This is a genomic window from Mesorhizobium sp. M0802 (genome assembly GCF_040320115.1).
Classification (GTDB): Bacteria; Pseudomonadota; Alphaproteobacteria; order Rhizobiales; family Rhizobiaceae; genus Mesorhizobium.
In genome coordinates this window covers 71,540-93,398 of the sequence record NZ_JAMYOY010000021.1, presented here as the reverse complement: position 1 = coordinate 93,398, position 21,859 = coordinate 71,540, and the positions used below count along the sequence as shown (strand labels likewise).

The 21,859-nt window shown below is 63.5% G+C and carries 22 protein-coding genes; 11 read left to right on the top strand and 11 right to left on the bottom strand.

The annotated features are described in order from the left end of the window. Nucleotides 1-25: 25 nt before the first annotated feature. Together NKI10_RS25430 and NKI10_RS25425 are read right to left on the bottom strand one after the other, a co-directional pair. Nucleotides 26-1,411: a glutamine synthetase family protein gene (locus NKI10_RS25430; RefSeq protein WP_352862223.1), complete on the bottom strand. Its 1,386-nt coding sequence runs from the start codon at nucleotides 1,409-1,411 to the stop codon at nucleotides 26-28. A gap of 65 nt (nucleotides 1,412-1,476) precedes the next feature. After that, the gene (locus tag NKI10_RS25425; RefSeq protein WP_352862222.1) at nucleotides 1,477-2,859 is read right to left on the bottom strand and encodes an aspartate aminotransferase family protein; all 1,383 of its coding nucleotides are present in this window, start codon (nucleotides 2,857-2,859) and stop codon (nucleotides 1,477-1,479) included. A gap of 155 nt (nucleotides 2,860-3,014) precedes the next feature. Here NKI10_RS25425 and NKI10_RS25420 point away from each other — a divergent pair, with 155 nt between their 5' ends. Further along, nucleotides 3,015-3,467, top strand: coding sequence for a hypothetical protein (locus NKI10_RS25420; RefSeq protein WP_023714569.1), 453 nt, complete (start codon nucleotides 3,015-3,017; stop codon nucleotides 3,465-3,467). Between the two features lies 1 nt (nucleotide 3,468). On the opposite strand, the gene NKI10_RS25415 is transcribed toward NKI10_RS25420, so the two are convergent. Together NKI10_RS25415 and NKI10_RS25410 are read right to left on the bottom strand one after the other, a co-directional pair. Beyond that, entirely contained in the window at nucleotides 3,469-4,443 is a 975-nt protein-coding gene (locus tag NKI10_RS25415) for a WD40 repeat domain-containing protein (RefSeq protein WP_352841536.1), read from the bottom strand. Nucleotides 4,444-4,692: 249 nt separating this feature from the next. Then, nucleotides 4,693-5,745 (bottom strand): CobW family GTP-binding protein, encoded by a 1,053-nt coding sequence (locus NKI10_RS25410; protein ID WP_023683509.1) that lies wholly within the window; start codon nucleotides 5,743-5,745, stop codon nucleotides 4,693-4,695. Nucleotides 5,746-6,165: 420 nt separating this feature from the next. Here NKI10_RS25410 and NKI10_RS25405 point away from each other — a divergent pair, with 420 nt between their 5' ends. Then, entirely contained in the window at nucleotides 6,166-6,636 is a 471-nt protein-coding gene (locus NKI10_RS25405; RefSeq protein ID WP_023694717.1) for a MarR family winged helix-turn-helix transcriptional regulator, read from the top strand. A 26-nt stretch (nucleotides 6,637-6,662) separates the two neighbouring features. Here NKI10_RS25405 and NKI10_RS25400 read toward each other — a convergent pair whose 3' ends face one another. Beyond that, a complete protein-coding gene (locus tag NKI10_RS25400) occupies nucleotides 6,663-7,526 on the bottom strand; it encodes an AraC family transcriptional regulator (RefSeq protein WP_352862221.1) in 864 nt (287 codons plus the stop codon). Nucleotides 7,527-7,572: 46 nt separating this feature from the next. Between NKI10_RS25400 and NKI10_RS25395 the strand changes: the two genes are divergently transcribed. Then, nucleotides 7,573-7,980 (top strand): DUF2000 family protein, encoded by a 408-nt coding sequence (locus tag NKI10_RS25395; protein ID WP_023694715.1) that lies wholly within the window; start codon nucleotides 7,573-7,575, stop codon nucleotides 7,978-7,980. Here NKI10_RS25395 and NKI10_RS25390 read toward each other — a convergent pair. Beyond that, nucleotides 7,977-8,765, bottom strand: a complete 789-nt coding sequence (locus NKI10_RS25390; protein ID WP_023689240.1) for an alpha/beta fold hydrolase — start codon at nucleotides 8,763-8,765, stop codon at nucleotides 7,977-7,979. The genes NKI10_RS25395 and NKI10_RS25390 overlap by 4 nt on opposite strands. A gap of 128 nt (nucleotides 8,766-8,893) precedes the next feature. Here NKI10_RS25390 and NKI10_RS25385 point away from each other — a divergent pair, with 128 nt between their 5' ends. From NKI10_RS25385 to NKI10_RS25365, 5 genes are all read left to right on the top strand, one after another. Beyond that, entirely contained in the window at nucleotides 8,894-9,796 is a 903-nt protein-coding gene (locus tag NKI10_RS25385) for a LysR family transcriptional regulator (RefSeq protein ID WP_023694713.1), read from the top strand. 182 nt (nucleotides 9,797-9,978) lie between these two features. Then, nucleotides 9,979-10,863, top strand: a complete 885-nt coding sequence (locus NKI10_RS25380; RefSeq protein ID WP_352862220.1) for a DMT family transporter — start codon at nucleotides 9,979-9,981, stop codon at nucleotides 10,861-10,863. Nucleotides 10,864-10,928: 65 nt separating this feature from the next. Further along, nucleotides 10,929-11,951: a LacI family DNA-binding transcriptional regulator gene (locus tag NKI10_RS25375; protein WP_023671355.1), complete on the top strand. Its 1,023-nt coding sequence runs from the start codon at nucleotides 10,929-10,931 to the stop codon at nucleotides 11,949-11,951. Then, a complete protein-coding gene (locus NKI10_RS25370; protein WP_352670952.1) occupies nucleotides 11,948-12,931 on the top strand; it encodes a 2-hydroxyacid dehydrogenase in 984 nt (327 codons plus the stop codon). The genes NKI10_RS25375 and NKI10_RS25370 overlap by 4 nt, the downstream gene beginning before the upstream one ends. An 82-nt stretch (nucleotides 12,932-13,013) precedes the next feature. Next, nucleotides 13,014-13,424 carry a hypothetical protein gene (locus tag NKI10_RS25365; RefSeq protein ID WP_352862219.1) on the top strand — a complete coding sequence of 137 codons (411 nt, stop codon included), beginning with the start codon at nucleotides 13,014-13,016 and terminating at the stop codon, nucleotides 13,422-13,424. A gap of 10 nt (nucleotides 13,425-13,434) precedes the next feature. Here NKI10_RS25365 and NKI10_RS25360 read toward each other — a convergent pair whose 3' ends face one another. Next, nucleotides 13,435-14,208, bottom strand: a complete 774-nt coding sequence (locus tag NKI10_RS25360) for a gamma-glutamyl-gamma-aminobutyrate hydrolase family protein (RefSeq protein WP_352862218.1) — start codon at nucleotides 14,206-14,208, stop codon at nucleotides 13,435-13,437. 294 nt (nucleotides 14,209-14,502) lie between these two features. Between NKI10_RS25360 and NKI10_RS25355 the strand changes: the two genes are divergently transcribed. Then, a complete protein-coding gene (locus NKI10_RS25355; RefSeq protein ID WP_023671351.1) occupies nucleotides 14,503-15,612 on the top strand; it encodes a TRAP transporter substrate-binding protein in 1,110 nt (369 codons plus the stop codon). Nucleotides 15,613-15,863: 251 nt separating this feature from the next. On the opposite strand, the gene NKI10_RS25350 is transcribed toward NKI10_RS25355, so the two are convergent. From NKI10_RS25350 to NKI10_RS25335, 4 genes are all read right to left on the bottom strand, one after another. After that, nucleotides 15,864-16,892 (bottom strand): zinc-dependent alcohol dehydrogenase family protein, encoded by a 1,029-nt coding sequence (locus NKI10_RS25350; protein WP_023822070.1) that lies wholly within the window; start codon nucleotides 16,890-16,892, stop codon nucleotides 15,864-15,866. A 33-nt stretch (nucleotides 16,893-16,925) separates the two neighbouring features. Then, complete coding sequence (locus NKI10_RS25345) at nucleotides 16,926-18,701, bottom strand: TRAP transporter large permease subunit (protein ID WP_352862217.1); 1,776 nt, start codon at nucleotides 18,699-18,701, stop codon at nucleotides 16,926-16,928. Further along, on the bottom strand, nucleotides 18,698-19,303 hold the full coding sequence (locus tag NKI10_RS25340; protein ID WP_023683517.1) for a TRAP transporter small permease subunit: 606 nt from the start codon (nucleotides 19,301-19,303) through the stop codon (nucleotides 18,698-18,700). The genes NKI10_RS25345 and NKI10_RS25340 overlap by 4 nt, the downstream gene beginning before the upstream one ends. 186 nt (nucleotides 19,304-19,489) lie before the next feature. Beyond that, nucleotides 19,490-20,395, bottom strand: coding sequence for a branched-chain amino acid ABC transporter permease (locus tag NKI10_RS25335; RefSeq protein ID WP_023732628.1), 906 nt, complete (start codon nucleotides 20,393-20,395; stop codon nucleotides 19,490-19,492). A gap of 148 nt (nucleotides 20,396-20,543) precedes the next feature. Between NKI10_RS25335 and NKI10_RS25330 the strand changes: the two genes are divergently transcribed. Then, on the top strand, nucleotides 20,544-21,155 hold the full coding sequence (locus tag NKI10_RS25330) for a CGNR zinc finger domain-containing protein (RefSeq protein WP_352862216.1): 612 nt from the start codon (nucleotides 20,544-20,546) through the stop codon (nucleotides 21,153-21,155). Continuing rightward, nucleotides 21,148-21,678 (top strand): hypothetical protein, encoded by a 531-nt coding sequence (locus NKI10_RS25325; protein WP_023729725.1) that lies wholly within the window; start codon nucleotides 21,148-21,150, stop codon nucleotides 21,676-21,678. Before NKI10_RS25330 ends, NKI10_RS25325 begins: the two co-directional genes overlap by 8 nt. Nucleotides 21,679-21,859: the final 181 nt, after the last annotated feature.

Here is a 21,859-nt window from a genome sequence, read left to right as displayed (position 1 = left end):
GACTGCCCGTGTTCCAGGCGGTCTCTCAGACCTCATGGAGGTAGAGGTGGTAATCCAGCTCGCTGACGGTGCGGGCGACGCGCAGATACTCCGACTGCTTGATCGCCACGAAGGTGCGATGCAGATCCTCGCCAAGCGCCTCTTTCAGGAAGCTCGAGGCCCGCGCCGCCTCGATCGCGGCGCGCCAGTCGACCGGCATGGTCGTGCGCGTGACGGCGGCTTCATAGCCATTCCCAGTGGTTTCGGGGCCGGGGTCGAGGCCTTCGTCCAGACCCTTGATGATGCCGGCCAGCACCGTTGCCGCGATCAGGTAGGGATTGGCGTCGACGCCCGACGGCCGGTGCTCGATGCGCCGATTCTTGGCGTCGCCGGCCGGCACTCGCAGCGCCACCGAACGGTTGTTGACGCCCCAGGTCGGCGCCACCGGCGCATAGGACTGCGAGACGAAGCGCCGCCAGGAATTGGCGTGCGGCGCAAACACCAGCATCGATTCGGCCATGGTCTGGATCAGCCCGCCGAGCCCCTGCAGCAGCGGCAGCGACCAGCTTTCGCCGCCGGCTTCGGCAAAAATGTTGCGGCCGTTCTTGTCCTGCAGCGAAACATGGAAATGCATGCCGGAGCCGGCATATTTTTCGATCGGCTTGGCCATGAAGCAGGCGGTAACACCATGGCGGCGCGCCTGCGCCCGCACCAGCCGCTTCAACATGACGAGGTCGTCGGCCGCCCGCATGACATCCTTGCGGTAATTCAGCGTCAGCTCGTACTGGCCGGGCGCGTATTCGGAAATCACCGTTTCGGCCGGAATGCCTTGCGCCTTAGCCGCGGCATAGATGTCGGAAAACAGCGGCTCCATGCCGTGCAGATGGTCGACGGAATAGACTTCGGTCTTGGCCGAGCGGCGGCCGTCGAGCACGGCATCCGCCGGTTTCACCTTGCCATCGGCATCGCGCTCATTGGCCAGCAGGAAAAATTCGAGTTCGAAGGCGCCGGCGGGATGCAGGCCCTTGGCCGCCAAGATGTCGACCTGCCTGGCCAGCGCCAAGCGCGGGTCCGACGACATTGGCTGTCCCTCGAGATGATACATCGCCATCAGCAACTGGCCGCGCGGCGGGTTGGTGCCGTAAAGCGGCACCAGGGTGCCGGGGATGGGCCAGGCCCTGAGGTCGCCATCGCCTGTCGTCCAGATCAGCCCGGTTTCGTGAACATCCTCGCCGGTGATGTCGAGGCCGAGGATCGAGATCGGCATGTGGCGGCCGCCCTCGAAGATGCTTTTCAGCTCATGCCGGCGCACGATCTTGCCGCGGCCGACGCCGTTGGCGTCGGTCAAGACGATATCGAAGGCTTCGATTTCGGGATGGGCGTCGAGAAAGGCTTGCGCCTCGGCGGGCGTCGAGCCCGAAGGTGAACTCATGATTACTGTACTCAAGGTTTGCTTTGGCGCCTGTTTGTTGATCGCCCGCTTGTTGGCTGCTTGTCTCATGCCGTCAGCCTTACCGCAACCGTGGCGAAGGCGGTGATCAGCCGGTTGACCTGGGCGCCGGTGGTGGCCGGCGAGATCAGCATCATGTTGTGAAAGGGCGCGATCAGCACGCCCTGATTGACCAGCGCGACATGAACAGCGGCTTCAAGCTCCGGCGCATGGGCAGTCTCGGCTTCGGCGCCGTTCCTGAGCGGGCCAGGGGCGCAGATGAACTCGACGCGGGCGCCGACGCGGGCGACATGCCAGGGCAGATTGTAGCGATCGATGACGCCGGTCAGCCCGGCATCGAGCCGCAGGGCGAGGCGATCCATCCGGGCATAATTCTCCTGCGTCATCACCTCTTCGAGCGTTGCGCGCATGGCTGCGAACTGCAGCGGGTTCGCCGACAGCGTCGTGCCCATGCCGGAATAGCCCGGCTCCTTGGTTCGATTGTAGTCGGCATAGCGCGAGGCGACCTCGTCGCTCATGCCCCACACGCTTGCCGGCACGCCGCCGGCGATCGGCTTGCCCAGCACGAACAGGTCGGGCTGTAGTCCGAATTTCCTGGTGTAGCCGCCGGGTCCAGTCGTAATCGTGTGCGTCTCGTCTATCAGAAGCAGCGTTCCGGCCGCGCGCGTCAGTTTGCGCAAGGCATCGTGAAAACCCGGATCGGGCAGCACCATGCAGGAATTGGTCAGCACCGGCTCAGCAATGACGCAGGCGACATCCTTGTCCTTGAGCGCTGCTTGCAGCGCGGCGACATCGTTGAACTCGATGACCTTCGCCATCCTGGTCAGGTCGCGGAATTCGCCCGCCAGGCCCGGCCGGTTGACAGCTTTGCCGTCGACCAGCCGCACCATCGTCTCGTCGACCGAGCCGTGATAGCAGCCGTTGAAGACTAGGATCTTTTCCCGACCGGTGATAGCGCGGGCAACACGCAGCGCGAAGCGGTTGGCGTCGGTGGCGGTGGTGGCGATCTGCCAGAACGGCAGACCGAAACGCTCTTGCAGCAGCGGCCCGATGGCCAGAGCATCTTCCGAAGGCAGCATATAGGTCAGGCCGCGCCGGGCCTGGCGGCGGATGGCGCGCGCCACCGGCGGCGGCGAATGGCCGAACATCGAGCCGGTGTCGCCGAGGCAGAAATCGTCCAGCCTGTTGCCGTCGATATCCGTGATGGCGGCGCCCTTGGCGCTTTCGACCAGGATCGGGAATGGCGTCGGCCAGTCGGTCATCCAGTGCATCGGCACACCGCCGAAGAAGCCTGGCAGGCCGTTACCGACCTTGGCCTGCGATTTCGGCCGCGCCTTGCGGAAGGTGTTCGCCTCGCTTGTCCGCAATGCAGCGATGCGGTCACGGCTGATACCGCCGATGGACGCTTTTGAACTGTTCGTGCTGTGCATGAAATCCCTCTCGGCCGGCACACTACCCAATTGGCGACGGCAACCGCAATTGGCCGTGCCGGTGCGCTGCATTGGGTCAGCAGCAAGTTCGGCAGACTTGACCTTCCGGCGCAGTCGGGCGCCAATGCGATCGGGTCTGTGGTTTGGGGAGAAAAATGCGGACGATCATCTGCGCTATTGCGCTACTCTTGTCGGCCGCTGCGGCTTCCGCATCGGGCGGCGTCTGGTGTTCCGTCGATGACAAAGCGGTGCAATTCGAGGTCGGCGCCGGGGTCACCAGAGGTATGGGCGGCCCGACCTTCAATTTTCGCGGCGATCTCGAGATACTTGGCCGGCCGGAAGGCGACAGTCTGCGCAAGACCGTCTTCGAGGATTCAGACCTCACCCAGTACTGGCTGGACGACAAGGAGTTGCGGCTGAACATCTACCACGAGCATCAGCTCGGAGATAAATTCAACTCTGTCGAACTGACGATCCTGACCAAGACCAGTGACGAGGGCGTCTATGGCGGCCGGTACACGCTTGCCGTCTACGACAACGCCGCCGACACGGAACAGGACGGCAAGCCGAAAGAATTGACCGGCAAGGTGTCGTGCGGAGCCGAATAGGTCACGCCGAGATATCGATGACGCCGCAGTCGCCGGCGGCACTGCCGAAGGCGACCCGGCGCTCTTCCTTATCCCACATCATCGCGGTGATGGCGCCCATGCCTGGGCGGCGCAACAGCACCTCTTTGGCATCGGTAAAGCGCACCGCCATGACCATGCCGTCATCATAGCCGACGGCGACGACATCCTGGCTCGGATGGCAGGCAACCGATGTCACCATGGCGTTGCCGCGCGTGCCGAGCTCCAGCGGCGCCTTGCCCATCGGGCCGTCCTTGCCCGAAAACGGCCAGACGATCGCCGCCGGCGCGCCGGAACTCGCCAGCCACTTGCCCTTCACGCTCCACGACAGGCTTTTGACCTTGCCGGGATAGCCGGTCATGCGCATGTGCTTGCCGTCGGCGAGCTTCCAGCCATGCAGCGCGTTTTCCTGCATGGTGGTGACGAGGAAGGCGCCATCCGGCGAGAAGGTCACGCCGGTATGGGCGCCGGCCCATTCCAGCTCCACCGGTCTGCCCTCGGCGGCCGGGAAATGCAGCGTCGCGCCATTGTAGCGGGCGACGCCGAAGCGCATGCCCTTGGGGGAGAAGGCCAGCCCCTCGACCGAACGTGGATGGGCAAACTCTTTGGTCTTGCCGTCGGCAAAGCGCACGAAGGCAGTCTTGCCTGTGGCATAGGCGATAGCGCCTTGCGGCCCTGCGGCAACGCTGGTGATCCACTTCTTGCCCACGCTGGCGAGTTCGCTGACATTGCCGCCGGCAGCAACGGCAAAAATCTTGCCGTCCTCGCCGCCGGTGATCAGGCGGTCGTTGGCGGCGTCATGGAACGTGGAGAGCAGGCCGTCATTGGCCTGAATTGTCTTGTGGCCGTTGTCGAGCCTATGAACTGTCCCATCGGCCAGCGCAAAATGCGGCACGTTGTCGAGGAAGACGGCGGCAAGGCAGTGACCTTCCAGGTCGAGGGGAGCAACTGTGGGCATCAGGACCATTCCAATGAAGCTGTCACCACTCCCGGGAAGCCACTGAGGCGGCCAGGCCTGGCGTCAACCTTCTCCCCTTTTGGGAGAAGGTGGATCGGCGCGCAGCGCCGAGACGGATGAGGGGTGTTGGACGGATCGCCGTCGGTGCCGAGCTGGAGCACCCCTCATCCGACCTCGCTTCGCGAGGCCACCTACTCCCACAAGGGGAGAAGGAAGAGCGGGCAGCGCTAGCGCCATAGAGTCCGGAAATCAAGCCGCCTGGCAGGCGTCAAAGCTCTTCTTCAGCCGTTCGGCGTCAAGCTCGCGGCCGATGAACACCAGCCGGCTCTCATGCTTTTCGCCGTCTTTCCAGGCGCGCTGGTGGTCGCCTTCGATGATCATGTGCACGCCCTGGATGACATAGCGCTCGTCGTCGCCCTTGAGCGCGATGATGCCTTTCAGCCGCAGGATGTTGGGACCTTCCATCTGAGTGATCTTCTCGATCCACGGGAAGAATTTCTTCGGGTCCATCTCGGCGCCGCGCAGCGACACCGACTGCACGGTCACGTCATGGATGTCGGAGGGATGCGCGTGATCGTGATGATGATGGTCGTGATCATGGTCGTGGTGATCGTGGTCGTGATCATGGTGGTCGTGATCATGATCGTGCGCCTCGAGAAAATGCGGATCGTTTTCCAATGCGCGCGACAGGTCGAAGGCGCCGCGGTCGAGCACTTCGGACAGCGCCACGCCGGCGCGCGTGGTGCGGTGAATCCTGGCCGCCGGGTTGATGGCGCGGATGGTCGCTTCGACCTTGGCCAGCTCTTCGGGCGTCACCAGGTCGGTCTTGTTCAGCACGACAACATCGGCAAACGCGATCTGGTCCTCGGCTTCCTTGGAATCCTTCAACCTGAGCGGCAGGTGCTTGGCGTCGACCAGGGCCACGACAGCGTCGAGTTTGGTCTTGGAGCGCACGTCGTCGTCCATGAAGAAGGTCTGCGCCACCGGCACAGGATCGGCGAGGCCGGTGGTCTCGACGACGATGGCGTCGAAGCGGCCGGGACGGCGCATCAGGCCTTCGACGACGCGGATCAGGTCGCCGCGCACCGTGCAGCAGACGCAGCCATTGTTCATTTCGTAGATTTCCTCGTCGGATTCCACGATCAAATCATTGTCGATGCCGATCTCGCCGAATTCATTGACGATGACGGCATAACGCTTGCCATGGTTTTCCGACAGGATGCGGTTGAGCAGCGTCGTCTTGCCGGCGCCGAGATAGCCGGTGAGAACGGTCACGGGGATTTGCGTCTGTGCTTCGCTCATATCTTGCCTCGAAATGGCTGGGCCACGGAATTGCGGGCCGCAAGAAGGGATTGTTGGCCTGATATAGGATGTGTGCCGGCCTTTTGCACGAGGCAAACCGCCTGGGTGTTTGACCCAGGATTGACGAAGCGGATGGGTAGACCCGAGAGGCGAGTGCGAGGGATGCCGACCATCAACGTGTCGCTGGGAACGCCTCTTCGTTGACCTGTGCTAAGCCGCGCCGCGTCAAACCGTTGCAATCGCCTTGGCGGAAACTCGTTTGTCATCTAACTGAAATAAACATCTGGCATCACCATTTCGAGCACCACAAATGCTTGCCGGCAAAGCTGTTTCGAAAGCCGGAATCTTTTTGATCGTCGATTGCCAACCGGCCGGCTGCGTCTATGCTGCACGCACCGGTACGGCCGAAGAGGGATCACCATGGCCAAGGCGGACAAGACTGCAACGATGAGCCGGCTGCATTCGGCGGCAAGGCTGGCAAGGACCGCGCTGGCGGCGCGGCTTCTGGCGCACGGCTTCTATGCCGGCCAGGACCAGATCATGCTGACGCTCGACCGCGAGGACGGCCAGACGCCCGGCAATCTCGCCGGCCGCCTCGGCGTGCGCCCGCCGACCATCACCAAGACCATCAACCGGCTGCAGGCCCAGGGCTTTTTGGAAAAGCGCGCCTCTTCCGCGGATGCACGCCAGGCGCATATCTTTCTCACCGACACCGGCCGCGAGATCATCCACGCCATCGAGAAGTCGGTGAAGAAGACCGAAAAGCAGGCCTTGAAGGGCCTCGACAAGAAAGAACAGAAGACGCTGTTCAAGCTGCTCGCCCGCATCGAGGCCAATTTGTCGAACGAGGAGCTGGTGCTCGTCGACGACGACGCCGACATCGACGACTGACCGGCACGGCGGCCGCGTGTCTTGAGCTAGGCCGCCACCGAATGGCCGCGCACCAGCGCCGACCAGCGGCCGGGCGTCAGGCCGAATGCTTTCTTGAAATGCCTGTTGAAATGACTCTGGTCGCTGAAGCCGGCGCCAACGGCAATCTCGGCCAGCGGCTCGCCCACCTCGATCATCCGTCTTGCCTTTTGCAGCCGGCGCATCAGCAGGAACCGATGCGGGCTGGTGGAATAGGTCGCGCGAAAATGGCGTGACAGCGCATAGCGGTCGAGCCCGGTGACGGCTTCCAGCTCATCGGAACGAACGGACCGCTCGGCATTCTCCTCGAGATAGCCGCGCGCCAGCGCTGCCGCACGCGAGGCCGACTTCCCCATCGGCTTTGCTTTCTGTCCCGCATGACGCCCCAGATGCTGCGCCAGCTCCGCAACGAAATCGGCGACGAACAGCTCGTCCAGTTCCTCATCGAGCGGCGACAGGGCCGAAAGCAGCGTGCCACGCAAGGCAGGATCGCTGACCACAGCATCCCTGACGAAAGGCAGCGGCGCGCCGTCGAGGCAGTCGAGCAGCAGTGAGGGTTCCAGATAGAGGATCCGGTAGCGCAGACCATCCTCGGTCCCGGCGCCGCCATCGTGCACTTCGTCGGGATGCAGCACGATAACCTGGCCGGGCAGGCTGTGGTTGACAGTGCCCCTGTAGTGGAAGCGCTGCACACCGGAAAGCGTCACGCCGACGGCAAGTGTATCATGACGGTGCAGGTCGAAGGCGTTGCCATGGAAATGCGCCTCGATGCGCTCGATGCCGGTGCTGCCTGGCGCCGAGACGATCCGGTCTTCATCCGCGCACGAACGTCCAAGACCCTGTGTCGCCTCGCCGTCTAGATCGTGCGTCATCACCTATCCCTGCCCTTCATGGGCGTGCTCCGGAGTCCTCATTTTGGTGTTCGATACGAAATTTGCAATCGTGCTGCGGGACGATCTCGCCGTCTGGCAAAAGCTCAACGTCACGGCCTTCCTGACCAGCGGCGTCGTCGCGCAATTCCCCGACATTATCGGCGAACCCTACCGCGACCGCGCCGGCAACCTTTACAATCCTCTGTCGATCCAGCCGGTCATCGTGCTTTCGGCCGATGGGCCGACGCTCAACTCCATCCACCGGAAGGCGCTGGAGCGGGGCGTGACGGCGTCAGCCTATGTCGAGGAGATGTTTGCCACCGGCTTCGATGCGGCCAACCGCGCCGTCTTCGCCGAGTTCGGCCCTGAGGACGCCAAGATCGTCGGCATCGCGCTGCGTGCCGACAAGAAACTCGTCGACAAGATCACCAAGGGCGCCCGCATGCACGCCTAATTCAGCAGGAAGCGTGTAACGGCGCTCATGAATTCAGTCGGCCGCTCGACGTTCAGCATATGGACGCCCGGAAGCAGTGTAAGCGTGGCGCCGGGGATGCTGGCTGCGATCGCCTCGCTGTGGCTTGCCAGCGTTACCTTGTCGTCTTCTCCACCGATCACCAGGGTGGGGGCGGTAATGAGGGAGACAGTCCGGCGCAGATCGCAATCGCGTACGGCGGCGAAGCATCCCGCGAGACCTTGGGGCGGCGTCGCCAGGACCATCGCGCGGAACGCGTCGACGGTTTCGTTTGGGCCGGCAAGCATCGAGGCGGGAAACCAGTTGTGCATGAACATGTCCGCGGCGGCCGACATGTTGCTCGCAGCAAGGACAGTACGGATCTGCTCGTCAAAGTAAGAAGCCGGCCCGAGATGTGGCGAGGTGTTGGAAAGGATGAGACGCTCGATGCGGTCCGGGGCATGGATACCCAGCCACTGCCCTACGAAGCCGCCCAGCGACAGCCCGCAGAAATGCACGCGGGCGATCTGAAGCGCATCCAGCAGCTCAAGGACGTCGCGGCCCAGCCGATCGAGCGAATAGGCTCCGGCCGGAGCATCGGAACTGCCGTGGCCGCGCAGATCATAGCGCAGCACCCGGAAAGATCCGGCAAATTCCGCAAGCTGCCGGTCCCACATATGCAGGTTCGTCGCAATGGAATTCGAGAGCACAAGCACAGGGCCGGCCCCCGCCAGCTGATAGGCGATCCGGCAGCCGTCGCCCGTCGTAAAATAAAGCGTGTCAGTCATCTGGTCCTCATCTCACCCTGGCGAAAGGAGTTCGATGCTCCCGCCGCCCTTTGAATGAGCCACCCTAGGCCTCGTAATTATCCAGGAAAATTACTATGATTGGACAATCTCAGTAGGTTTTGGCGATAATGAATGGTCTGAAACTCCACGACCTACGGTGCTTTGACGCCGTGGCAAGCGAGGGCAGCTTCCAGGCGGCCGCCCTTGCCTTGAACCGATCGCATCCATCCGTCTTCGCCGCTGTCGCACGCCTCGAGCAGTTGCTCGGGCTCACACTTCTCGACCGCAGCGGATATCGGGTGGGGCTGACGGAGGCGGGCCGCGAGTTTCACGCGCGAGCGCAGCTGACATTGCGCGAGCTCGACCATCTGCGAACCTATGCGGGCCAGTTGGCGAGTGGCGAGGAGACGGTCCTGCGTGTGGTCGTGGGTGATCTGTGCCCGCGACCGCAAATCCTGCCTATGCTCAGCGGCTTCTTTGCCGAACGCACCGGGACACGCCTGCACCTGGAGTACGAGGCGGTCGGCGGTCCGCTCGAACGGTTGATGGAAGGCGAGGCTGACCTCATCTTCCATCGCGCGGATCCTTCCGATCCGCATCTCGAGCGGATCCATCTCTGCGCGGTGCCCCTCGTGCCGGTGGTGGCGCCTGGGTTCCTTCCGTTCGCGCCTGGCCGCGAGATTGCGCCGGAGCAGATGCGGCCCTTCACCCAGTGCGTGATCCGCGACACGGCGCGGCGGCCGTCGCCGGAGAGCTATTTCCTCGTCGACGGTGCGCATCAGTGCTCGGTGCCGGATCATCTGATGAAGAAGGAACTGATCCTTCACGGACTGGCCTGGGGCCATCTGCCGGCATGGCTGATCGAGGACGAACTGCGGGATAGGAGGCTGATCTCGATCGCTGGTGCACATCTGCCCGGCCGGACGGAGACCCTGGCGGCGGTGCGCCGGCGCGACCGACCGCATGGACCCGTCGCCCAGGCGTTGTGGCTTCATCTCCAGGCGCAAGTGGCATCCGGCGAGGCGCTTTAGCCGGCATAGGATCGGCCCGCGCTGAGCCTGCGCGCGGCTCCTGTTGTGCCAGTCGCTTTTGGCTTGCCGGGCGCAGGCGATTGCCGCAAAGGTTAAGCGTTGATCCTCCCTGCCCGGCCTGACATTTGAACGTTCCCGCAAAATCAGACGAAAGCGCAACGCCGCCCGCGGCGATGCTGTTCATGCTTTCGACCTATGTCTTTTTCACCTTTCTCGACACCTCGAGCAAATATCTGGTCCTGGCCGGCGTCTCGGCGCTGATCGTCGCCTGGGCCCGCTTCACCGTCCATGTCCTGCTTGTCGGCGTCTTCCTGCGCGGCTGGCGCGAGCCGTCGCGCTTCCGCGCCAACAATTTGCCGGCCCACATCCTGCGCGGCGGTCTGCTGTTGGGCTCGACGATGTGCAACGTCATGGCGCTCAAAACGCTTCAACTGGCCGAGACCACCTCGATCTACTTCTTCGGGCCGATGGTGATCACCGCCCTTGCCGGACCGCTGCTTGGTGAATGGGCCGGCTGGCGGCGCTGGCTGGCAATCCTGTCGGGCTTTGTCGGCGTGCTCGTCATTACAAGGCCGGGCATCGGAGTGTTTGGCATCGGCCATCTTTTCGCGCTCGGCTCGATGCTGTCGAACAGTTTTTACGTCATCATGACGCGGCGGATGTCAGCCAGCGAAACCTCGGAAAGCCTGATCCTGTTTTCGGCGCTGGCGCCGGCCGTGCTGCTTCTGCCGATGCTGCCGTTCTCGCATGGGCTGCCGCAGGATGGCTGGCACTGGTTCATACTGGTGATGCTGGGCGTGTTCGGCGCCGGCGGCCACTGGCTGCTGGTGCGGGCCTACCGCCTGGCGACCACCACGGCGCTGGCGCCGTACCCCTATTCGCAGATGGTCTGGATGATCCTGTCCGGCTGGATCATCTTCCACCAGTTCCCCGACCGGTGGACGCTGGTGGGTGCAGCCATCATCGTCGCCAGCGGCCTTTACATCATCCATCGCGAGCACCGTTTGCGGCTGCGCAATCGCACGACCGTCGATGTCGAGGCGGAGGCTCTGGCGAAAAAACTTTGATTTGCTCCGAATCCGATGGCATAACGCCGCATTTAAAAAATTTAAAAAACTCGGGGAGCCAAGGGCTGGCACAAAAGATCAAGCTTTCGACGATCGCGGATGCGCTTGGCGTCTCCACGGCCACCGTCTCCCTCGCCTTGCGCGACAGCCCGCTGGTCGCAGGCGCCACGCGTGACCGCATCAAGGAGCACGCGCGGGCCATCGGTTATATCTACAATCGCCGCGCCGCCTCACTGCGCACCTCGCGCTCGGGCATTGTCGGCGTCGTCGTGCATGACATCATGAACCCGTTCTTCGCCGAGATCCTGCGCTCGATCGAGAGCGAACTTGACCGCAGCCGGCAGACCTTCATCCTGTCCAATCACTACGACCAGCTGGAAAAGCAACGCACCTTCATCGATACGCTGCTGCAGCTCGGCGCCGACGGCGTCATCATGTCCCCGGCCATCGGCACGCCGGCCTCTGACATCGTCATGGCCGAGGAAAACGGCCTGCCGGCGGTGCTGATCGCACGCAGCGTGGAAGGCGCCGACGTGCCGGTGTTTCGCGGCGACGATGCCTATGGCACGGCACTTGCCACCAATCATCTGATCTCGCTCGGGCACAAGCGCATCGCCATGATCGGCGGCACCGACCAGACCTCGACCGGGCGCGACCGCTACCAGGGCTATCTCAACGCCATGGAGGCCGCCGGGCTTGAGGTCAGGCCGTCCTGGCGCATCGCCGGGCCGCGCACCAAGCAGGGCGGATTCGAGGCGGCTGGACAGTTTCTGGCGCTTAAAGACAAGCCAACCGCCGCTTGCTGCTGGAATGATCTGGTCGCCATCGGCCTGATGAACGGCATTGCCCGCGCCGGCCTGGTGCCGGGCGCCGACATCTCGGTGACCGGCTATGACGATCTCGAGGAGGCGGCAATCGCGACACCGGCGCTCACCACAGTCTGGAATGGCCAGCGAGAGGTCGGCCGCCGTGCCGCCAGCGCGCTGCTCGACAAGCTGAACGGACAGGCGGTACGGCCGTCACAGGAACTGATCAAGCCGGAACTGCATGTGCGCCAGTCGACCGGCAAGCCGGTGGAGCGTGCATGACCAAGACTGATGCGTTGCAGACCGTCGCCGTTCTGGTGCCGGGACATTTCAACGACCATGCGGTCGAGCGCATCGACCGCACCTTCAAGCGGGTCAAGATAGAGCGCGCCGATCCCGCCCTGGTCACCGACGAGATGCGCCATGACGTGCGCGCCATTGCGTCCTTCGCCGGCGTCAATGCGGCATTGATGGATGCATTGCCCAACCTCGAACTCATCGCCTCCTTCGGCGTCGGCTATGATTCGGTCGATGCCGGCCATGCGGCCAAGAAAAACATCATGGTCACCAACACCCCCGATGTTTTGACCGAGGAGGTCGCCGACACCACGATCGGCCTTTTGCTCAACACCGTGCGTGAACTTTACAAGGCCGAGAAATGGCTGCGCGACGGCAGTTGGGTGAAGAAGGGCAACTATCCCCTGAGCCGGCTGACCTTGCGCGGTCGGCATGTCGGCATTTTCGGCATGGGCCGCATCGGCCTTGCCATTGCGCGCCGGCTGGAAGCGTTCGGGCTGCCGGTGGCCTACCACAACAGGCGCAAGGTCGAAGGTCTAGCTTATGAATACCACCCGGCGCTGAAGGGCCTTGCCGAAGCGGTCGATACGCTGATTTCCGTAGTGCCGGGCGGCGCTTCCACGGAGAAGGCGGTCAATGCCGAAATCCTGGCGGCGCTTGGCGCCAACGGCGTTTTCGTCAACATCGGCCGTGGCAGCACGGTCGACGAGGCAGACCTCGCCGCAGCGCTTGCCAACGGCACCATCGCCGCCGCCGGGCTCGATGTTTTCGCCGATGAACCGAATGTGCCCAAGGCTTTGCTGGAGGCGCCCAACACCTCGCTTTTGCCCCATGTCGGCTCGGCCTCGCACCACACGCGCCGCGCCATGGCGGATCTGTGCGTCGACAATTTGGTATCCTGGTTCAGCGAGCGCCGGCCACTGACCCCGGTGCCTGAGACGGCGCAAGTCAAGCCACGAAGCTGAGCGGCTCTCTGCCACACTCGTTAACGTTGACTTAACGCTTTGGAATCATTCTGCATCTGCGCCGGGGAGCGCGGAGTGCAAGATGACGAAACTTCCGGCATTGATTGCGGCAGCGGCACTTTTCGCCGGCTTTCAGCTGTTTCACGGCGGCAGCGGTGAAAGTTCGGCCAATGAAGCAAGGCCGGCAACCACCTTCAGGCTGGTCGCCAATGGCGACGAAGGCGACTGCGCGGTTAGCCGCGGCGCCGCGATTGACGATGGCCTGTCGCTGTTGACCGTGGCGCCGAGTTGCCGCGGGTTGCTGCCGGGGATCGAGCGGGCAAAATTCTGGCGAGAGGGCGAGGACGGCACAATCGCGTTCAGCGCCGACGGCACCGACCCGATCGTCACCTTCTCGGTTGCGGATGGCGACGGCTACGAATCCTACGCTCCGGCCACGCCGCTGCTTTCGCTGGCGACAACCGGCGAACGGGATCAATCCGCCGGCAATTGATCGTCGGGATTTATTCCGCCGCCGCCCGTGCACCGGCCTTCGCCGCCGCATGCAGCCGCACCGCATCGCCGAAGGCGCGGAAGATCTTGGCCGAGTTGCCGTCCGACTTGACCCAGTATTCGGGGTGCCATTGCACGCCGACGGCGAAGGCGCGGGCGTCCTTCACCGAAACCGCCTCCACCGTGCCGTCGCCGGCAACCGCCTCGACCTGCAGCTTCGAGCCGAGCCGGTCGATGCCTTGGCGGTGCAGCGAGTTGACCTTGATGTCGCCGGCGCCGAATACACCGGCCAGGCAGCTGCCCGGCTTGATCGAAATGGTCTGGTGAATGGCGAAGCGTTCGTCCTGGTTGTCGCTCACCGGCGCGCGATGGTCGAGCGAGCCTTCGCGCTCCTGGATCTCGGTGCCAAGCGTGCCGCCTAGCGCAACGTTCAACTCCTGGATGCCGCGGCAGATGGCAAGCAGCGGCACGCCGCGCTCGATCGCCTTGCGGATCAGCGGCAGCGTGGTGGAATCGCGCGCCGGGTCGTAGGGGCCGTTGGCTTCGCTGGCGTCGCCGCCATAGAGCGAGGGATGCACGTTGGACTTGGAGCCGGTGACCATGACACCGTCGACCGAAGACAACAGTTCGTCGAAATCGAGCCGGTTGCCGAAGGACGGCACCAAAAGCGGGAACACGCCGGCGCCGGAAAGTGCTGCCTCGATATATTGCTGCGGGACGGCATGCCAGGTGTAGTTGTCGAACTGACGGACGTCGGTCGATATTGCGACGAGCGGCTGGTGCATTTGGGTCCGGATTCCATTTGGAGCGAAGCGAATAATCTATTGTGCCTGCAAAATAGGCGATCCGAAGGCGCTTTTCCATGGCAAGTTTCGCCATCTCGCATGAGCCACGCGGCGAACGTTAGACTATAGTTGCAGGCTGGCCGGCCGGCCCGCGGATTTGTCGCCAGCGCCGCCGTCAAATCCCGCTGCCATGCTGGACTCGACCTTTTGCCCGTGTATTGTTTCGGGCAAATCGATACCGGACGTGAGGAGATGTCCCTGATATCGGTTGTTGGTCCAAAAGGGAGGTTCTGCATGGATCGTCGTTCATTCATCCGCAAGGCCGGGGTCACCGGCGTGGGCGCTGCGGCGGCTGCCGCGACGCTAGCCGCACCGGCAATCGCCCAGTCCAATCCGAAAGTGACGTGGCGGTTGGCGTCATCCTTCCCCAAGTCACTCGATACGATCTATGGCGGCGCGGAAGTCTTCTCCAAGATGCTGTCTGAGGCGACGGACGGCAATTTCCAGGTCCAGGTCTTCGCCTCCGGCGAACTCGTACCCGGCCTGCAGGCCGCCGACGCCACCACGGCCGGCACCGTCGAGGCCTGCCACACGGTGTCATACTATTATTGGGGCAAGGACCCGACATGGGCGCTCGGTGCGGCGGTGCCGTTCTCGCTCAACGCGCGCGGCATGAATGCCTGGCACTATCATGGCGGCGGCATCGACCTGTTCAACGAGTTTCTTGCCACGCAGGGTCTTTTCGGCCTGCCCGGCGGCAACACCGGCGTGCAGATGGGCGGCTGGTTCCGCAAGGAGATCAACACCGTCGCCGACCTGTCCGGCCTCAAGATGCGCATCGGCGGCTTTGCCGGCAAAGTGGTGCAGAAGCTCGGTGTCGTGCCGCAGCAGATCGCCGGTGGCGACATCTATCCGGCGCTGGAAAAAGGCACGATCGACGCCGCCGAATGGGTCGGCCCCTATGACGACGAGAAGCTCGGCTTCTACAAGGTCGCGCCCTACTACTACTATCCCGGCTGGTGGGAAGGCGGCCCGACCGTCCATCTCTTGTTCAACAAGGCCAAGTACGAGGAGCTGTCGCCCGCCTACAAGTCGCTTGTGCACACCGCCGCGCAGGCGGCGGATGCCAACATGCTGCAGAAATACGATTTTCTCAATCCTGCAGCGGTGAAGCGGCTGGTGGCCGGCGGCGCGAAATTGCGCCCGTTCAGCCAGGACATCATGGCCGCCTGTTTCGAGAAGGCCAATGAGGTCTACACCGAAATGGAAGCCACCAACGCACCGTTCAAGAAGATCTGGGACTCGATCAAGGGCTTCCGCAAGGAGCACTATCTGTGGGCCCAGGTGGCCGAGTACAATTACGACACCTTCATGATGGTCCAGCAGCGCAACGGCAAACTGTAGGCTGGGATCTGTCCCTTCTCCCCGTCACTATACGGGGAGAAGGTCCCGGCAGGTGGATGAGGGGCGGTGCAAACTTCGGCGATTGATCGCCTTGGGCTTGGTAGCCGCCCCGAAATTATAGCTTACCTTTCCAAGCGTTGACGCTGCACCTCACCTGCCTGCCGGCATCCTCTCCCCGTATAGTGACGGGGAGAGGGACGCGGTCATCGTCGTTTCGCCAATCGCCAACGTCGCAGGATTGAGGCTGCCCTTCATTCCCTGCCCGGCACCACCAACACCTTGACCTCGCCGGGGGCGGCCGGGTTGGAGATAACCGAGGGGGCTCCGTCCAGGCCGACCTGTCTGGAGATGAGCTTGTCGATCTCGATTGCCCCGGACGCGACAAGGTCCGCCGCCCGCCTGTGGGTGAAGGGGTTGATGAACGAGCCGAGAACCTTCAGTTCGCGAAACAGGATGTCGAACGGTTCGAAGGGCACTTTCACGCCTTGCGGCATCACGCCGACGATCACCACCGTGCCGCCGGACTTCGCCAGCCGCATCGATTGTTCGACGGTATCGGGGACACCGGCGCATTCGAGCACCACGTCGGCCCCGCCGGGCACAAGGCCGGTTGGGCCGGCGATCGCCTCGATCGGGTCGACCGCGTTTGGGTCGACCGTCGCCGTTGCACCGAGCTCTTCGGCGAGCGCACGGCGGGAGGCCTGCCGCGTCGACAGGATGATGGTCGCCGCTCCTGCGAGCCTCGCCAATTGCACGGTAAGCAGCCCGATGACGCCGCCACCAAGCACCACCACGGCAGCGCCGGGTCTGATTCCGGCGAGGTCGACAGCGTGCAGGCAGCAGGCCAGCGGCTCGCAGAAGGCGCCATGCGTTGGCTTGAGGTTCGCAGGCAAAAGAAAGGCCTGGCTCTGCGGCATCACGACGTAGTCGGCGAAGCCGCCGTCGCGATGGATGCCGATGGCCCTGAGATTGCTGCACAGATTGACGCGGCCGGCTCGGCAATGACTGCAGCGTCCGCAGAAGATGTTGGGATCGCCGGTAACACGGTCACCGATGGCGATGCCGGAAACCGCGTCGCCGACAGCCTCGACGATGCCGCAGAATTCGTGACCAAGCGTCACCGGCGGGCTCGAAGGGAATTCGCCGTGGAGGAGGTGACGGTCGGTGCCGCAAACGCCGCAGGCTTCGACGCGCACCAGAACGTCCTGCGGTCCCGCAACAGGCTTGTCGACCTCCCGTAGCGCAATGCTGCCCACGGCTTCCAGGCGCACGGCTCTCATGACATCCTCACTCAGGTTCTCAGTGTTCACACATCAGTTGAAGTTCGGCGGCTGCGACAGGTCGGTCGCCGGCGCCGGCTTGGCGGGCGGCGTCTCTCCGAAATTCGGCGGCTGCGAGAGATCGTTCGCCGGTGGCGCCGCAGGTGATGGGCCACCGTTGGCTGGTGGTGGTGTGCCGAGAGGCGCAAGGCCTGGCATATCAGGCAAGTTGATCTCGATCGTTCCCGGATCGACGGCCGCACCCTTGTAGCGCATGACCATTTGCGGGAAGGCGATGGTCAGCCCGATCATGATCACCTGGATGCAGACGAAGGGCACGGCGCCCCAATAGATCTGGCCGGTGGTCACCGGCGCGATCTGCTTGCCGGTGAGGCGATCGAGATAGGGCACGCGCGCGGCGACAGAGCGCAGGTAGAACAGCGCAAAGCCGAAAGGCGGGTGCATGAAGCTTGTCTGCATGTTGACGCCGAGCAGCACGCCGAACCAGATCAGGTCGATGCCGAGCTTATCGGCAGCCGGCGCCAAGAGCGGTACGATGATGAAGGCGAGCTCGAAGAAATCGAGGAAGAAGGCGAGCACGAAGACCAGGATGTTGACGCCGATCAGGAAGCCGACTTCGCCGCCCGGCAGCGACGTCAACAAATGCTCGACCCAGACGTGGCCGTTGACGCCGTAGAAGGTCAGCGAGAACACCCGCGCGCCGATCAGGATGAACAGCACGAAGGAGGAAAGCCTGGTGGTCGACGCGAGCGCCTGTTTGATGACATCCAGCGACAACCGCCCCTTCATTGCCGCCATCGCCAGGGCGCCAACCGCGCCCATGGCGCCGCCCTCCGTCGGGGTGGCGATGCCGAGGAAGATGGTGCCCAGCACCAGGAAGATCAGCGCCAGAGGCGGGATCAAAACGATGATCACCTGCTGCGCCAACCTGGACATCATGTTGATGTTCAGGCCCTTGTCGGCGATCGCCACGATATAGATCAGGATCACCCCGATGCTGGCGCCAAGGATATCGGCATTGTCGCCATGCGCCGGCGCAAGGTAGCGATAGGCCGCATAGGAAGCCGCGACTGCCACCAGCAGTGCCGCGAGCAGCGACAGCACGCCGTGGCCAAGCGTGCGGGCCGCCAGCGGCAACGCCGGCATCGAGTTCGGCCGGACGATGGACATGATCAGGATGTAGAGCGTGTAAAGGCCGGTCAGCACCAGGCCGGGGATCAGCGCGCCGGCATACATGTCGCCGACCGAACGGCCGAGCTGGTCGGCCAGAACGATCAGCACCAGCGACGGCGGGATGATCTGGGCGAGTGTGCCGGATGCCGCGATGACGCCCGACGCCAGTCGTCGGTCATAGCCGTAGCGCAGCATGATCGGCAGCGAGATCAGGCCCATGGCGATGACCGAAGCCGCGACCACGCCCGTGGTCGCGGCAAGCAGCGCGCCGACGAAAATCACCGCATAGGCAAGGCCGCCGCGAACCGGGCCAAACAGCTGGCCGATCGTGTCGAGCAGGTCCTCGGCCATGCCCGATCGTTCCAGCACGATGCCCATGAAGGTGAAGAACGGGATTGCCAAGAGCGTGTCGTTCGACATCACCCGGCTGCCGTAGAAATTGTCGGGCAGCGCATGCAGCAGCGGCCACGCCAGGTTGATCGAGCCGCCCGAATAGGGCGACAGCACAACGCCGATGAAGAAGAACATCAGGCCGTTTGCGGCGAGCGAGAAAGCGACGGGATAGCCGATCAGCAGGAAGATGATCAGCGAAGCGAACATGATCGGCGCCATGTTCTGGGCGATGAACTCGATCATGGGCGCGCCTCCTGGGCGAGCGCCTTGGCTTCTTCGGCAAGGGCTTTCGCCTCGAGCTCGGCCTGTTCGTGCACCGAGATGAACGGATTGGGATCGTCCATGTCGCCGCGCATGATGGCGATCTTCTTGATGATCTCGGAGATGCCCTGCAGCGCCAGCAGAAAGAAGCCGACGAGCAGGATCGCCTTGGCCGGCCAGATGATCAGGCCGCCGGAATTGTTCGACATTTCGCCGCTGCGGAACGACAGCGACACGTAGGGTACAAAATAAATCACCATCAGCGTCACGAACGGCATCAGGAAGAAGACATGGCCGAGCAGGTCGATCCAGTGCTGCACGCGGCGCGACCACATGCCGTAGACGATGTCGATGCGGATATGGTCGTTCTGCTTCAGCGTATAGGCGGCGGCCAGCATGAAGGCGGCGCCGAACAGGTACCACTGCAGTTCCAGCCAGGCATTCGACGAGACGTCGAAGACCTTGCGGATGATGGCATTGGCGGCGCTGACCAGGATTGCCAGCAGGATCAGCCACGATATCCACCTGCCGATGAACTCGTTCATACGGTCAATCGTTCTCGATAGAGCGAGCAGCCCTGCCATGCATTTCCTCCCTCAGGTCGAAGGCGCGCCGGCTCCCCTATTTTCCGTCGCGCCGCTGTGGCCCAACGGTATGCCGTGCGTGGTTCGGCGGGTCAACATGGCATGGCGCGATCAACGCCGTCGTGGGGATAAAGTGCCGACCGGCTGCTGCGTCATGCAACCAAAGTCTGACAGCGGATGCGGCGATCAGGCGATCTTCTGCTGGTCGCGGCCGGGACCGATCAGCACAAGTGCCGCGACCAGGAACAGATACATCCAGCCATCGCGCCATTCGATCGGGAAATAGCCGGCCCATAGCGACTCCGCCATGCCGAAGGCGGCCGCACCGAGCGCGGCCCGAGGCGGAGAGAGATAGCCGCCCACCGCCGTCACGAACAGGATTTTCAGCCCGTAGACGAGGCCGGAGCCGAAGCTGACATTGCCGTAGTAAAGGGCGGCCATGATTCCGGCCAGCGCGGCGCAGAAACCGCCGAACAACACCGCATGCCGGAACACTGCGCGCACGTCCACGCCGCACATGGCAGCCGCTTTGGGATCGTCGGAGACGGCTCGCCAGCGGCGGCCGAAGCCTGAGCTGGCGAACGCCCATGCGGCGAGCATGATTGCCGCCAGAACCACCGCGCAATCGATGAGCTGGATCAGCGTCAGCGTCGCCTGGAAGCCGGCATCCTGAGCGAAGACAATGGGTTGCGCCAGCATAGGCGGCAGCCACCAATCATGCGTGTCGGCGGCGATACGGCTTGCTTCCGACAGCACCAGCAGGATGCCGAGCGTCGTCACCACAATGGCATTGGGCGTGCGGTCGGCCAGCGGTTCGAAGACGCTGCGCGACAGCACGTGGCCGATCAGCGCGGCATAAAGGAAAGCCGTGACGACGCCGAGCACCACTGCCGCCAGCAAGGTCAGCCACAATACCTGATAGCCGAAGGCCACGGTCAGGATCATCGTCTGGCCGCAAAAGGCGAACAGCGCGCCATAAGCGAGATTGGTCCGGTGCAGGATGCCGTTGGTCAGCACGTAGCCGAAGGCAAGCAGCGCGTAGAGCGCCCCCGAATGCAGCCCGTTCAGCACCTGCTGGAAGAAATAGAGCATGGACAGCTTTCAGGGCATGTCGCCCAAAAGTGCAAAGCGGTTTTGGGGCAACGACTTGCCTCAACAAAATCCTGCGCTGGAGCCCGCGCCAAGGTTTGCATCCTAGAATCTAACTTGTCAAATGCGGTTTATCGGTTAGATTTCTGATATGACGGTATCTTGGACCCCGCATCGCTTCACCGGCGGCATTCTTGCGCTCGATACGGCCAACACCGTGGTGTTGCGCAACGATCCGGAAAAGACCTTCGACCGTTTTGACGATCCGGCCGAGATCGCGCGCTTCGCCGATGCCGCAAGCGGCTTTCGCGGTGCCGAGCTTGGCGGCAGACCGCTGGAGGCGACCTCGCCGGACAGGATCGCCCCGGTGGTGCTGGCGATCCGCGAGACGACCGACTGCGTGTTCCGCGGCGCGGTGTCGAAAGGTGCGCTTGCCGCCGGCGACCTCGCCGCTTTTCTCAAGGCCTGCGCCAACGGCCTCGACCGGAGCCTGGCCGAAATCGGCGCACCGGGCAGACCGTTCGGCGACCCATCGACGCCGATCGCGTTCGAGGCGGCGCTGGCGGTTTCGGCCTTGTCGCTGCTGCGCGACGACACGGTCGCCAGGCTCAGGATCTGTCCCAATTGCAGCTGGCTGTTCGTCGACAGGAGCCGCAATTCCAGCCGCCTTTGGTGCGATATGGCTGTGTGCGGCAACCGCCAGAAAGCAAGCCGTCACTATCGCCGCCGCCGCACGGCGCCCCATGAGGTCAACAATGCCTAGGGTTGTTTTTCGTTCGATCCTTGTCGGTGCTGCGCTCATTGCAGCCGTTGCGCTTGGCGCCTGCCGCGACACCGGCGGCGACGGCAAGCTGTTCGAGGTTTCCGGCAAGGTCGTCGTCTTCAACTACCGTCTCGCCCGGGCGACCTATGTCGTGACGCTGCGGCCCCTGCAGCCGATGGGCGAAGGCCAGGTTGCGGTCGCCAGTTTCCAGAATCCGGCCGGCGGCCCTCCCCTGGTAGTCGAGCAGAAGGTCTGGCCGAAGCTCGACAAGGTCAGCCTGGAGAGCCCGGCGCTCACCTGCATCGTCAAGGACAAACCCTATGCGATCTCCATCAGCATCAGGGGTCCTGACGGCACGTTCCTGCAGAAGATCGACACCACGCTGATGTCGAGCGAGGACCAGTCGATCCTTCCCGACCGGCCGCTGGTGGTCGACCAGCTCTATACGGCCAATCCCGATCTTGCCGGCCATCCCGACGGCAAGCTGCCGGGTGAGCCGAAGCCGGATTGCTCGAAAGGCTGATGCGTTTTTGCCCGGCGCGACTGCGTGGAAATTTTCGGTCGCCGGACAACCGCCGCGGACCGATTTCGTGCCGGATCCGCGACGGCAGCGGATCGTTCGTTGCGCTTTGCCTGGCACTTTCGATTTCGTTTGACCTGCCTTGCAAGCGGAGAAAGACTGCGCCATCTCACTCCTACGTTGG

What these genes read in the sequence shown, in the direction of transcription:
- NKI10_RS25330 (WP_352862216.1), top strand. Translation starts at nt 20,544, where the DNA reads ATGACGGTATCTTGGACCCCGCATCGCTTCACCGGCGGCATTCTTGCG.
- NKI10_RS25400 (WP_352862221.1), bottom strand. Translation starts at nt 7,526, where the DNA reads ATGACGCACGATCTAGACGGCGAGGCGACACAGGGTCTTGGACGTTCG.
- NKI10_RS25430 (WP_352862223.1), bottom strand. Translation starts at nt 1,411, where the DNA reads ATGAGTTCACCTTCGGGCTCGACGCCCGCCGAGGCGCAAGCCTTTCTC.
- NKI10_RS25350 (WP_023822070.1), bottom strand. Translation starts at nt 16,892, where the DNA reads ATGAGAGCCGTGCGCCTGGAAGCCGTGGGCAGCATTGCGCTACGGGAG.
- NKI10_RS25425 (WP_352862222.1), bottom strand. Translation starts at nt 2,859, where the DNA reads ATGCACAGCACGAACAGTTCAAAAGCGTCCATCGGCGGTATCAGCCGT.
- NKI10_RS25340 (WP_023683517.1), bottom strand. Translation starts at nt 19,303, where the DNA reads ATGGCAGGGCTGCTCGCTCTATCGAGAACGATTGACCGTATGAACGAG.
- NKI10_RS25335 (WP_023732628.1), bottom strand. Translation starts at nt 20,395, where the DNA reads ATGCTCTATTTCTTCCAGCAGGTGCTGAACGGGCTGCATTCGGGGGCG.
- NKI10_RS25365 (WP_352862219.1), top strand. Translation starts at nt 13,014, where the DNA reads ATGACGAAACTTCCGGCATTGATTGCGGCAGCGGCACTTTTCGCCGGC.
- NKI10_RS25390 (WP_023689240.1), bottom strand. Translation starts at nt 8,765, where the DNA reads ATGACTGACACGCTTTATTTTACGACGGGCGACGGCTGCCGGATCGCC.
- NKI10_RS25355 (WP_023671351.1), top strand. Translation starts at nt 14,503, where the DNA reads ATGGATCGTCGTTCATTCATCCGCAAGGCCGGGGTCACCGGCGTGGGC.
- NKI10_RS25345 (WP_352862217.1), bottom strand. Translation starts at nt 18,701, where the DNA reads ATGATCGAGTTCATCGCCCAGAACATGGCGCCGATCATGTTCGCTTCG.
- NKI10_RS25420 (WP_023714569.1), top strand. Translation starts at nt 3,015, where the DNA reads ATGCGGACGATCATCTGCGCTATTGCGCTACTCTTGTCGGCCGCTGCG.
- NKI10_RS25380 (WP_352862220.1), top strand. Translation starts at nt 9,979, where the DNA reads ATGCTTTCGACCTATGTCTTTTTCACCTTTCTCGACACCTCGAGCAAA.
- NKI10_RS25385 (WP_023694713.1), top strand. Translation starts at nt 8,894, where the DNA reads ATGAATGGTCTGAAACTCCACGACCTACGGTGCTTTGACGCCGTGGCA.
- NKI10_RS25410 (WP_023683509.1), bottom strand. Translation starts at nt 5,745, where the DNA reads ATGAGCGAAGCACAGACGCAAATCCCCGTGACCGTTCTCACCGGCTAT.
- NKI10_RS25370 (WP_352670952.1), top strand. Translation starts at nt 11,948, where the DNA reads ATGACCAAGACTGATGCGTTGCAGACCGTCGCCGTTCTGGTGCCGGGA.
- NKI10_RS25405 (WP_023694717.1), top strand. Translation starts at nt 6,166, where the DNA reads ATGGCCAAGGCGGACAAGACTGCAACGATGAGCCGGCTGCATTCGGCG.
- NKI10_RS25325 (WP_023729725.1), top strand. Translation starts at nt 21,148, where the DNA reads ATGCCTAGGGTTGTTTTTCGTTCGATCCTTGTCGGTGCTGCGCTCATT.
- NKI10_RS25360 (WP_352862218.1), bottom strand. Translation starts at nt 14,208, where the DNA reads ATGCACCAGCCGCTCGTCGCAATATCGACCGACGTCCGTCAGTTCGAC.
- NKI10_RS25415 (WP_352841536.1), bottom strand. Translation starts at nt 4,443, where the DNA reads ATGCCCACAGTTGCTCCCCTCGACCTGGAAGGTCACTGCCTTGCCGCC.